The following is a 12,760-nucleotide window of genomic DNA, read 5'->3' on the forward strand; positions in this document are numbered from 1 at the left end:
TTTAAATTGGTTAACCAAATATCAATAATATTACGAGAGCCAATTATGCATTCTAAACACATTTTAATTTTATGTTTGTTAGGCACATTAGCGTCGTGTTCAACCACGCCTAAAAACACGCCAAGCGAATGGCTACTTATCGATGACTTTGAAAACTCACTTAGCGACTGGCAAAGTGTTGATACACAAAATGAAACTAAGCCACAGGTTAAAAACCCACAAATAACAGTTATACAACCAGAACAAGCAACCGCATCTGCAAATCATTATTTACTAAAAAAGCCCGCACGCGAGGGTATTGTTGGTAATCGCAAGGCGCTCTCTTATAAAAAGCTCCCACAAGCGGTTGAAGTTGGCGACACCTACACATTTTATATGCGTATAAACGTAGCAGCGTTTCCTAATAACCACGCTTTCGGCTTGAGTAACCTCACCCCAGAGCTCATTAATAAACATGCGTACGATGCGTTTGAGCCAACACTTCGCGTAACCGATAAAACAGAATCAAACGATCTTGTAAACGATGGCGCATTAATGGTTAAAACCAACAGCGGATATAGCAATATTCAAAACTACACTACCAAACAATCGGCTAAACCTCTGCAAACAAATACCTGGTACGACGTATGGTACGTTGTTAATAATTCAGCAGCCTCAGAGCAAGGTCAGCAATACAATGTTTACGTAAAAGGTGGTGAATTTAGCAAGCAAACACTGGTGTATAAAAATGCACAATTTAGAATGAAGCGCGAGCAGCCGCTTATATATTTTTTAGCAAACTGTAATACAGGCCCTATTAAAAAGCCTTATGGCAACGGTGGTCTAAGGTATGATGATTTATACATGATAAAAGGAATAAATCTAAATTACCCAACATTATAAAGATGAGTAAAGCGCTTTTTAGATTTTCTGTTAGATATAAGTTTATATTAATAATGCTCTACCATATTCATAATTAATGCCCTACAAACCTGCATTTTAAAATACTTAACTGGTATGATAGCCGCCATTATTTGCCATTTAAGTTTTTAAAATGTATCGATTATTTGAAAAAATGACAAAAGCATTTCCTGAGGACCAACCCACTCAGCCGCCTTCTACTTTGTTTGCTTTTTGTCGCCACTACACCAAAGGAATGGAACTGTCACTGTTGCTTATGTCAATTAGTGCCGCCATGCTCGCTATTTTAGAAGTTTCTTTATTTAGCTACATGGGACAGCTTGTTGATTGGTTAACAGCCTACACGCCTCAAACCTTGTTTGTAGAACAAAAATCAGAACTTATCAAAATGGCTGTTATGCTGTTAGTTGTGCTGCCCGTTGTTGTATTTTTTCACTCCGCTATTTTACACCAAGCCCTACTGGGTAATTACCCCATGTCGATTCGCTGGCTAGCGCATCGTTATTTATTGCGCCAAAGTGTTAGTTTTTATCAAAATGAATTTGCAGGAAGAATCGCCACCAAGGTATTGCAAACCTCGTTGGCTGTACGCGAGACGGTGACTAAGTTACTCGATGTATTAATGTATATCGTGGTTTACTTTGGCTCTATGGTGTTTTTAGTGGCTGAAGCCGATTGGCGCTTAATGATCCCATTACTCGTTTGGTTAGCTTTATATATTTGCGTGCAGCTTTATTTTGTACCGCGCCTTAAAAGAATTGCCAGCTCACAAGCCGATGCTCGCTCAGAAATGACTGGCCGCATTGTTGATAGTTACACTAATATTTCTACAATTAAGCTGTTTTCGTATACCCAACGTGAAGAGCAATACGCAAAACAAAGCATGGATGTATTTTTGCAGCCTGTGTACAAGCAAATGCGCTTAGTAACCAGCTTAAACTTTGTTATTCAAACCCTAAATTATCTATTAGTGTTCTCTGTTGCTGCCGTATCACTTTATTTATGGTCACTTAGCGCAATTAGCGCAGGCGCTATTGCGGTAGCCGTTAGCTTAGCACTTAGATTAAACGGCATGGCACAGTGGATCATGTGGGAAATAAGCAGCTTGTTTGAAAACATCGGCACCGTAGCCGATGGCATGAAAACACTGTCAAACCCTATTGAAGTTGCCGATAAACCAAATGCCGATACGCTTAACGTAAGCCAAGGCGCTATTGAGTTTAACAACGTACACTTTAACTATGGCAAAGCTGCAAACGAAACTAGTCGAAGCCCTGTAATGAACGGTTTAAACTTAAATATTAAACCTGGCGAAAAAATTGGCTTAGTCGGTCGCTCTGGCGCAGGTAAATCAACGCTAGTTAACTTGTTACTACGCTTTTACGACACCGACTCTGGCAACATAAAAATTGATGGCCAAAACATCACAGACGTAAGCCAAGAAAGCCTACGCCGATATATAGCAATGGTAACGCAAGACACTTCCCTGCTTCACCGCTCAGTAAAAGACAACATTTTGTACGGTCGCCCCGATGCAACCCACGATGAAATGATCAACGCGACCAAACAAGCTAAGGCGCTTGAGTTTATAAACGACTTGGTAGATAGCAAAGGCAACAAAGGTTTTGATGCGCAAGTGGGTGAACGCGGCGTTACTCTTTCGGGCGGTCAGCGCCAGCGTATTGCTATTGCACGAGTGCTACTTAAAAATGCACCCATACTTATACTCGACGAAGCCACCAGCGCACTCGACTCAGAAGTAGAAGCGGCAATTCAAGCAAGTCTTGATGATTTAATGACAGGCAAAACAGTAATTGCCATAGCGCATAGGCTCTCAACCATTGCACAAATGGACAGATTAATTGTACTTGATGACGGCGGCGTAGTGGAGCAAGGCACTCACGAAGAATTAATAGCTAAAGGCGGCATTTACGCAGCCCTATGGACTCACCAAACGGGTGGGTTTATAGGAATGGATTAGCCATTAATATTACCCTACTGTAGGCGTGATTTTACATCGCGCTGCTCTTTAAACAAAAAAGCGAAGATGCCACTAGGCTCTTCGCTTTTATGTTTTATATGGTTATAACCTAATTTAAGCTATTAATCTTAGCCCTATCAATACCAGCATAACCACATTAGCAAGCACACCTATTAAAAAGAAATAACTACGTGGGCTTGGGTTTTTCTCAGTAGCAATCGCGTAGTACAGCACCATGTGAATTAAGCGCGCGATTAAGTACACCCAAACACACATTGCAAAAATAGGGCTCTGTAAATTTATTACAAAGGCAAATAAAACAGTACCTATAAATAACGCACTGTTTTCAAGCGTATTATGAAACGTGCGATGCGCTCTAAATATAAAACTGTCGTGCGATAAATCATCGCTTATTTTACCTGGTACTGCATTAGGCTCTTTTGCTTTACTAAATGTAGCTACCGCCCATTGTACAAGTAACATGATTAAATACAGGTAAAATGCCAAGTAGGCCGAAAGTGCAACTTCAGTCATTATTAAATCCCTTGTTGTGTTTTTAATTGGTATTGTAGAGCAAGTTTTAGGCCGCACTTAATTAATTGATAAATATAAACTTAATTTAGTAAAGTTATTTATAAATGTAAGTACTTCCATCTATTTATAAAAATTACCTAGTACATAATCTCTATCAGCCCAACGCGACTGATTTACGAAACCGTGATAAAGCAAATATAAAAAATACACTGCCGATAGCAAATAAAGCCAAAAAGTAAGGCCAAACTACATCCCAGCCTGCTCCTCTGTACAAAATAGCTTGAGCAAATTTCACAAAATGAGTAGTAGGTGCAAATAGCATAATATTTTGTACTATATCAGGCATACTTTCACGCGGTGTGACACCTCCTGACAACATTTGTAATGGCAATAATATAAGGATCATCAATAAGCCTAATTGCGGCATAGTCCGTGCTTGAGTGCCTAATAATATACCCAATGATGTTGTAGCAAATAAATGAATTGCCGCACCCAGCAAAAATAGCGCTGCTGATCCATGAATCGGTACTTGTAAAAAACCTTCAATCACAATAAAGAGTGAAAAAGTGGTCAGTAATAAAATGACCAAACCATTAGCCCAAATTTTAGCCATTACAATTTCAAACGGCGTTAATGGCATTACTAATAAATGCTCTAGCGTACCGTGTTCACGCTCACGTATTACTGCGGCTCCCGTTAAAATAATCGAAATCATGGTAATAACATTCATTAATTCCATTACACTACCAAACCACACACTGGTCATATTTGGATTAAACATTATGTGCGCCGATTGCTTAATAGGTAGCGTGTATACCGCTCGATAACCTTTCACAAATTCATTTATTTCAGCACTGATAATTGTTTGAATATAATTATCACCAATAAATGATTGCGACATACGAGTGGCGTCTATATTCACTTGTAATGTGGGTTGTTTACCAGCAAGTACGTCACGCTCAAAGTGTGGCGGAATATTTAGCACGAAGGTATAGCTTCCGTTATCAAGTGAAGGATCCACTTCACTTAATGCAATAACGTCAGGCGTTTTAAAGTAAGGGTCGTAAAATGCATTAATTATACGCTTAGATAATTGTGATTGATCGTCGTCAACAACCGCAATAGGTGCATTATTTAATTCGATAGAAGTTGCCGAAGAGACTACATAAATTAATCCTGTAAAGGCAAAAAATACAAATAATAGCAGCACTTTATCGCGCCATAAGCTACGCAGTTCTTTAATACCTAAATTAAGAATATTCCCGCGATGTTGCATGGCTATTTATCCTGCTTTGGAAGTAAAAATACACTGGCTAGAGTCAGTACCGGTATAAAAGCAAGTAAAGGTAAAAGCTGCGCCGATAAATCAGAAAAGTTAAGGGCTTTATTAAATACACCACGACATGCTTCTAAAAAGTAGGTAGTTGGAAACAGTTTTCCGATTATTGCAGGAAAGCCTTCTAGCGATGAAACAGGGTCAATCAACCCGCAAAAGTTAACTGCAATCATCAATACAACCACAGTTGATGCTGCTAATGCCGATATTTGTGTCTTAGTAAAAGCCGAAATTAACAGCCCTACCCCCGTTGTTGCTGTTACATACAATAATGCAGCCACGCTTAACGCCCATAAACTTCCTTTTAGCGGAACGCCAAACACAGTGACAGCAAGGGCAACTAAACCAAAAAAACTCACCATACTAACTAAAATGTAAGGCAGTTGTTTACCAATAATAAATTCGAGTCGCGTAACCGGTGTAACATATAAATTTGTGATCGAACCTAATTCTTTTTCACGTACAACACCCAGCGCCATTAATATCGCAGGGATAAACACTAATAAAAGTGGAATAACAGCAGGCACCATAGCCTCAATACTTTTAAAGTCTTGATTATAACGATAGCGCGATTCAATATTCGCAGGTACCAAATTGGGTATTACCCCATAAGTACGCAATGATAAATCAGTGAGGTAAGTGTAATACGAGCTCGTCATATAACCCGATATAGTTTCCGCCCTAAAAGGCATTGAACCATCAATCCAAACTACAATTTCTGGTTTTCGCTCGCGTTTCAATTGCTGACCAAAATTAGGTGGAATTTCAACTGCCACACTTAACTCGCCGCTGCGCATTCGTTTATCTAGCTCTGAAGGGCTTTTAATATCGGCTTTTTGTATGAAGTAACGCGATCCTGCAATATTTTGAATGTAATCTCGACTCTCAGGGGTTTGATCTTGATCCATCACCGCAAAGCTCAAATCTTCAACATCAAAGGTAATACCGTAACCCAAAATAAACATTAAAATAATTGAGCCCAGCAACGCAAAGGTTAAACGAATAGGATCGCGCCATAGCTCTAGCGTTTCGCGATGTGCGTAACCAAATAATCGTAATAAACTAAAAGCGGCATTCCCTTTCTTTTTATGAGTGGTCGATGTTGTAAGTAACTCATCTGATAATGTATCAGACTCGTCAACTGCTGAAATTGGCAAACTTGAAGCAGCAGATTCAAGTACCGCTTCTTCTAAGTAAGTAATAAAGGCATCTTCGAGAGTATCAGCACTACGCGCTTTGCAAAGTGCAGCGGGTGTATCGCTGGCGAGTATTTTTCCTGCGTGCATTAACGATATTCTATCGCAGCGTGCGGCTTCATCCATAAAGTGGGTCGAAATAAAAATAGTAACGCCCTGATCCCGCGATAACTCAATAAGTAATTCCCAAAAGTCATCACGTGCAACAGGGTCTACGCCTGAGGTAGGTTCGTCAAGTATTAGCATTTCAGGGCTATGCACTACCGCCACTGCAAGTGATAAACGCTGGCGAATACCTAATGGTAAATCGACAGGAAAATCATCACGGTATTTTTTAAGGTTAAACCGTATAATTAATTCATTAACACGCGGCGCTATTTGCTCTGCAGGCAAATGAAATAAGCGCGCATGCAACACCATATTTTGCTCAACAGTTAACTCATTATAAAGTGAAAATGCTTGCGACATAAAACCAACGCGTTTACGGGTTTCTATATTGTTAGCATCAACAACTTGACCAAATAACTTAGCTTCGCCACTAGATGCCGGTTGCAGGCCTGTTAGCATTTTCATGGTTGTGGTTTTGCCACAACCATTTGACCCCAAAAAGCCAAAAATTTCGCCTTGTTCAATACGCAAACTAACATTATTAACCGCCGTAAAATCGCCATATATTTTACTAAGCGCTGTAGCCTGAATAGCGGCTTCTGTTGTATTTAGATTTTTCTGGCGAGGAGGAACTACAAGTACATGATGATCATGACGTTTTTCTTCAGGTAATAATGATATAAATGCTTCATCAAGCGATTTTTTCCCTGTTTGTGCTTTAATGTCTTCTGGGCTACCAGTACCTATAACTTTGCCATCGTCCATGGCTATTAGCCAATCAAAATCATCTGCCTCTTCCATGTAAGCGGTAGCAACGAGTACACTCATATCAGTGTGCTGAGCGCGTATATGGTTAATCAATTGCCAAAATTGACGACGAGAAAGCGGATCGACCCCCGTTGTTGGCTCATCCAAAATTAATAACTCAGGGTCATGAATTAACGCACAGCACAAACCGAGTTTTTGTTTCATCCCGCCTGAGAGTTTTTCTGCAGGGCGATCGGCAAACTCAGTGAGTCCAGTGCTTTTTAATAGGTTTTTAATTCGATGCTGGCGCTCTTTTTTTTCTTGTCCAAAAAGACGGCCAAAAAAATCAATATTTTCAAAAACAGACAAGGTGGGATATAAGTTTTTGCCTAATCCTTGTGGCATATAAGCAATACGTGGCGAAGTTGAGGTACGAAAACGGCTACTACGCATATCGCCCCCTAACACTTCAATATCACCTTTTTGAACGGCACGTGCTCCCGCTATAAGCGCGAGCAAACTCGACTTACCTACGCCATCTGGCCCTATAAAACCTACCATACTGCCTGCAGGTAACTCTAGGTTAATATTATCCAACGCTAAATTATTGCCATAGCAATGCGTAACCTGAGTCAGTTTTACTACACTAAAAGATTTTTTAGCTTTATTACTCTGCTTTTCGCTATTGTTTGCATCAGTCATTATTCAGGCACTCTAACCTGTAACTGCATAGGCCAATTTTGCTCTGGTGCTAATAAAACATAAGCAAGCCCAGGTACGCCTGTTTTAACTTGTTCAATATGATCGTTTAATAACTTTGAGTCTAGCTTCACTTTTACTCTAAACATCAGTTTGTCACGCTCGTTACGCGTTTCTACTGACTTAGGCGTAAATTGTGCTTGCGCTGATACAAAAGTAACTTTGGCGGGTAACGTATATTGTGCTATTGCATCTATTACAATGCGTGCCTCAGAGCCTATGGTTACTTTGCCAGCTTGCGCTGTTGGCAAATAAATACTCATATACACATCGGTTAAATCAAGCAAAGAAAAAACCTTACCACCACTGCCAAGCACTTCACCGGGCTCTGCTAATCTATATAATATTCGGCCACTAATCGGCGCTTTAAGTGTGCTATCGGCAATATTGCTTTGTAATCGTTCAATACGCGCTTGTGCCGCATCTATTTCTGCATCCGACTGCACCACTTTTACATTTGCCGCTTTTAAAGCTGCTTGCGCTGTTGCTGAAGCTGTCCGCTTTTGATCAACCACTTCTTTAGAAATATGCCCCTGTTTAAGCAGTGTTACTGAGCGACGTAACTCGGTTTCTGCAAAAGTAAGTTCACTTTTATGTTGTTCTACAATTGCCAAAGCATATTTGCGTGACTCAGTAGCAACACGTAACCCTGCATTAGCCTCACGTAATTGTGCATTTAAATCTTCAGTATCAATAACTGCCAAGGTTTGACCGGCTTCGACCATATCGCCTTCTTGTGCTAAAACCTCGATTAAGCGACCCGGCAATTTTGTTGCAATATCGTACTCCGTCGCTTCAATACGACCATTTCCATAGGCTACGCTCTCTGGCAATTGCTCAGATAGCAGTGCAGATTGCTGAGTTTGCCAAACATACCAACCACCCCCACCCAATATAATCACAGCAGCGATTGTACTGATAGATTTGAGTGTCGATTTAATCGTCATGCGGTAAAACTCCATGTATATAAAAGTGGGTAAATATAGTTAGTATTGGCGTATTTAATAAGATTAGGCTAATACTGCACTATCTTAGGTGTTAACTATCAATGCACTAGTTAATTGTATTATAGGAGTGACTCTACTTTGTTACTTCACGATAGTAGATGGTTTTAATGAATTTTAAATGTCAGTACCCCTATTAATAATCTATCATTACTGGCGTTTATAAATATGATTTAGATCAAAAAACATTCAACGCAATAATAAAGATTACAAATAAGGTACGCCCTACCAAAAACGGCTTATTTTTTAGTCTCCAAAAATATAAGATTAAGCAAAAAGAGTATCAGGTTCTTTAAATATCCGAATAAATATAGGGGCACCGTATTTAAACCCTTTAATAAAAAAGCTGCTCTTTTAATGCTGGTTTAACTATTGATATGGCTTTTTCAGAACGTGCACTAGCACGTGAGTTCTGCTGCAAAGTAATCAACCATAAACAAGGTTTAGTGTTAATTCATACATAAAAGACCGTTCATGATCTCAATTTAAGCGTAACTAACACAACACCATGGTCGGTAGTTAAATCATCACGCTCGTACTCGGGGTTGATTAAGTGCCTGTCGTAAGTGTTATAAGCGCTTACTTCAAAAAAGCTGTCATCGTAACTGGCGTCAAACTCACACGACAATAAAATGTAATCAAGTACAGAGCTGCTAGTGCCGTAGTAATGTGTAGGCGGCCTCAACGGTGCTGCCTTTGTTATTTTTGTATTCTTTATTTGGCTTTTGTCTGCTAAATCAACAACTTCACTATTATTGCTATCACAATCACTTTGTTCATCGTTTGTTATTAGATCGTCGCTAGTAACTTCATCATTGCTTAGCTGCGACTTAACAAACAAATCCCACGAATCATTTAAGCAATATTTAGCAAGGTAAGTTTTAGCATCAAACGCGGGAGCAAAACGCAGCGTATTTGTAAGTAAATGACTTAATACGCCATCCGCAAGTTCATTATTAAAGTCTCCCATTAATACCATCGGTTGCTGCGTCGCTTCACGCCGAGCAATCATTTGTATCATTAGCAATGTAGCTTCACTGCCACGCTGAATAGTTGAACCCCACCCTCCCGCTACATTCGCTTTTAAAATCTCTATTATGTTTTTCTCGGGTGTAAGCTCTTTATTGTGCTCATCAACATTAATCATTGGGCGCTTAGATTTAAAATGCACCACATAACAATCAGTATTGCCTATGTGCGGCAAAGTAACGGTCGCTCTTAATACCTTGCGACTAAAAGTAAACTCACTATTAAGGCCAAGCGCACTTGCAAGCTCGCTATCGTGCTCAACCGACGCCACTTCAACTATCGGGTATTTAGAGGCAATTGCCACTACAGGGCGTTTATAAATAAAGTCGTCAATCACCTCGGGCTCATCAACTACTGCAAAGTAATCATAACCCTGCTCACCCATTAACTCTTTTAACGAATCAATACTAAACACTTCCTGAAAACCAATCACGTCAGGGGTATGCTCTATTAAGTAATCAATAATCCATCGCTGCTTTTTAGCCCACTGTTGCGCGGTATAAATTTTCTCAAACTCATAATATGCATTGGGCGGCTCAAGGTAGTTAAACAGGTTAAATGTGGCTATTTTTAGGTGAGTGTTGGTAATTGCAGCTTCTTGAGCGTTTAAATCTGTATTTAACTGTTTAATATTTTGATTACTGATGGGTATCGCCTAAGTAAAGTTGAAAGACTAGCTTGCTTATAAACTATCATTTTATTACATGTTTACGTAATAAATCAGCCAGCTTAATCACAATTTTATACAGTCTTTCAATTATGTATTTTTTATATCCCTCAATAAATAGCATTAACGCGCCTAAACAGATAAAATCCGCGACAATTAAATATGAGCAAAGTGAAGTTGTAATGAGTAGAAAGATTGAACTATTAGCCCCAGGCGGTGATGTAAACGCGGTAAAAGCCGCCATTGTAGCCGGTGCTAATGCGGTTTATTGTGGGTTAGATACCTTTAATGCACGTAACCGAGCGTCTAATCTTTCGTTTGATGAGCTTAACGGCGCACTGCGCTTAGCGCATGAATACGGATGTGAAATATTTTTAACGCTAAACGTAGTTATACTAGAGCACGAGATGGGTGCGCTATTTAAGCTGTTAAACCAGCTAGTAAATACCACGCTCGATGGCATTATTGTGCAAGATTTAGGGTTGTTCAATATTGTTAAAAAACACTTCCCTACTTTGCATATTCACGCATCAACTCAGTTAACTACACATAACGAATCACAAGTTGAGTTTTTAGCGCGCATTGGCGCTACACGCGTAAATTTATCGCGCGAGCTTAACTTAACTGAAATTAAAATACTGACCGACGTAGCACACAAATGCGATGTATTAACCGAAGTGTTTGTGCACGGCGCTTTATGTATTGCATTTTCGGGGCAATGTTATTCAAGCTCGGTCAGTGTGGGCAACTCGGGCAACCGTGGTCGTTGCTCGCAAGCATGTCGTGACGAATACGAGCCAACGGCCATGGGTAACAAACACCCATTAAACTTAAAAGACAATTCAGCTTATTTCGACCTACCAGAGCTAGTAGCCGCAGGCGTTGACTCGTTAAAAGTAGAAGGCCGTATTAAAGGCGCTAACTACGTACACACAGTGATTGATAGCTGGCGCAAACAAATAGATACCTTTGTACAAACAGGTAACTTAATTGAAGACGATTCTAGCTTGTATAAAGTATTTAATCGTAATTTTACTAATAAGTTTTTAACCGGCGACATGACCAAAAACATGTTTACCGACAATCCGCGCGACCATAGCTTTGATCACGCAAACGAAAAAAGTAACGCTATTTCGGTTGTACAAATTTACGATGCGCAACAAGAGCTTTCTACCCAAAAAAGTGAAATTGATTCATTAGTTAAAAAGAAAATTGAGTTTTTAGATATTTCAAAGCGTGAGCTTCGTTTTGAATTTTCAGGACAGTTAAACCAGCCATTTACTGTAACGCTGGTTATTAATGATAAAAACGATAGTTCGTTAATAAATGAAAGCGCGAATATAAACACTGAGCAACCTCAGCGCTTTGAAGTGCAATCGCAAATGGTTATGCATACCGCTGATAAATCAGTAGTTGATATTGCTGCCATTGATAAGCGCTTTAAAACATTTAGTAATGCCAATTTTGAAATTAAAAATATGGATTACTCAAACCTCGGCGACAACTTAAGCATTCCGTTTAAAGAGCTAGCGCGTATTAAAAAGCAGGTAGCATTTTTATTAAACGAAGGCAAAGACGTTATAGCCCCTGTTGAACTACCTAAGCTAGTGAATCACGAAAAAGCCGAAAATAAAACGACGCTCTCTGTTTTAATATCGGATATAAAAGACGTTCACTTATGTAATTTAACTGACGGTGACGTTTACTTTAAATTGCCTGAAAGCTTTAGAACCGATAACGATAAATACATAAATGTATTTTTAGAGCACCCACAGTTAATTCCGTGGTTTCCAGCCGTGTTAATTGGTAAAGACTTTGACGAAGCCGTGCGTTTATTAGAAGTGGCAAAACCTAAACTTATTATTAGTAATAACACAGGCGTGGCATACAAAGCAGTCCAAATGGGCATTGACTGGATTGCAGGCCCGTTGTTAAATACTACAAACTCTTATGCGTTATTAACGCTACAAGAGGATTTAAATGCTAAAGGCGCGTTTATTTCAAACGAAATAAACAAGCAGCAAATGCGCAGTATTAAACGCCCTGACAACTTTAAAATGATGTACAGCATTTATCATCCAATACTAATGATGACTAGCCGCCAGTGTTTTTTCCAGCAAACCGTTGGCTGTAAAAAACCACGTATTGATGCCAGCTGTATGCTGAGCTGTAAAAAAGAAACAACCGTTACCAATGTTAAAGGCATTAGCTTTGCCATTGATAAACAAAAAGGCGGCTACCCAAGCATTTATAATCATGAGCAATTTTTAAATATGGATATTGTGACCGATTACGCCGATAAGTTTGACGAGTTCATGATTGATTTAACTGACATTGGCTCAGGCGATAAAGAAAAGCTAGATAAAGCCGTGTTACTCGCCCATTTCCAAGATTTAATTAGCGGGCAAACACAAGCAGCTGATCAATTAAATCACATGGTAAAAGTAAAAACACGTCAGCAATATGTTGAAGGCTTAAACAGTTAAGGTATGCAATAAC

At 39.4% G+C, this 12,760-nt stretch carries 8 protein-coding genes; 3 read left to right on the forward strand and 5 right to left on the reverse strand.

The window, feature by feature from the left end; translation table 11 throughout:
• Positions 1-45: 45 nt before the first annotated feature.
• Both GQR55_RS03355 and GQR55_RS03360 read left to right on the forward strand, forming a co-directional pair.
• Positions 46-882, forward strand: coding sequence for a hypothetical protein (locus GQR55_RS03355; protein ID WP_166419435.1), 837 nt, complete (start codon positions 46-48; stop codon positions 880-882).
• A gap of 151 nt (positions 883-1,033) precedes the next feature.
• Entirely contained in the window at positions 1,034-2,881 is a 1,848-nt protein-coding gene (locus GQR55_RS03360) for an ABC transporter ATP-binding protein (protein WP_166419436.1), read from the forward strand.
• A gap of 114 nt (positions 2,882-2,995) precedes the next feature.
• Here GQR55_RS03360 and GQR55_RS03365 read toward each other — a convergent pair whose 3' ends face one another.
• From GQR55_RS03365 to GQR55_RS03385, 5 genes are all read right to left on the reverse strand, one after another.
• On the reverse strand, positions 2,996-3,415 hold the full coding sequence (locus tag GQR55_RS03365) for an MAPEG family protein (RefSeq protein WP_165740970.1): 420 nt from the start codon (positions 3,413-3,415) through the stop codon (positions 2,996-2,998).
• A gap of 154 nt (positions 3,416-3,569) precedes the next feature.
• Positions 3,570-4,691 (reverse strand): ABC transporter permease, encoded by a 1,122-nt coding sequence (locus GQR55_RS03370; RefSeq protein ID WP_165740969.1) that lies wholly within the window; start codon positions 4,689-4,691, stop codon positions 3,570-3,572.
• A gap of 2 nt (positions 4,692-4,693) precedes the next feature.
• The gene (gene rbbA / locus GQR55_RS03375) at positions 4,694-7,504 is read right to left on the reverse strand and encodes a ribosome-associated ATPase/putative transporter RbbA (protein ID WP_166419437.1); all 2,811 of its coding nucleotides are present in this window, start codon (positions 7,502-7,504) and stop codon (positions 4,694-4,696) included.
• Positions 7,504-8,508, reverse strand: a complete 1,005-nt coding sequence (locus GQR55_RS03380) for an HlyD family efflux transporter periplasmic adaptor subunit (RefSeq protein ID WP_166419438.1) — start codon at positions 8,506-8,508, stop codon at positions 7,504-7,506. The genes rbbA and GQR55_RS03380 overlap by 1 nt, the downstream gene beginning before the upstream one ends.
• 529 nt (positions 8,509-9,037) lie before the next feature.
• Positions 9,038-10,147, reverse strand: a complete 1,110-nt coding sequence (locus tag GQR55_RS03385) for an endonuclease/exonuclease/phosphatase family protein (protein WP_166419500.1) — start codon at positions 10,145-10,147, stop codon at positions 9,038-9,040.
• Between the two features lie 296 nt (positions 10,148-10,443).
• On the opposite strand from GQR55_RS03385, the gene GQR55_RS03390 reads away from it, so the two are divergent.
• Positions 10,444-12,747: a peptidase U32 family protein gene (locus tag GQR55_RS03390; protein WP_166419439.1), complete on the forward strand. Its 2,304-nt coding sequence runs from the start codon at positions 10,444-10,446 to the stop codon at positions 12,745-12,747.
• The last annotated feature ends 13 nt before the right edge of the window (positions 12,748-12,760 follow it).

Source organism: Pseudoalteromonas sp. Z1A8, assembly GCF_011378855.1.
Lineage (GTDB): Bacteria > Pseudomonadota > Gammaproteobacteria > Enterobacterales > Alteromonadaceae > Pseudoalteromonas.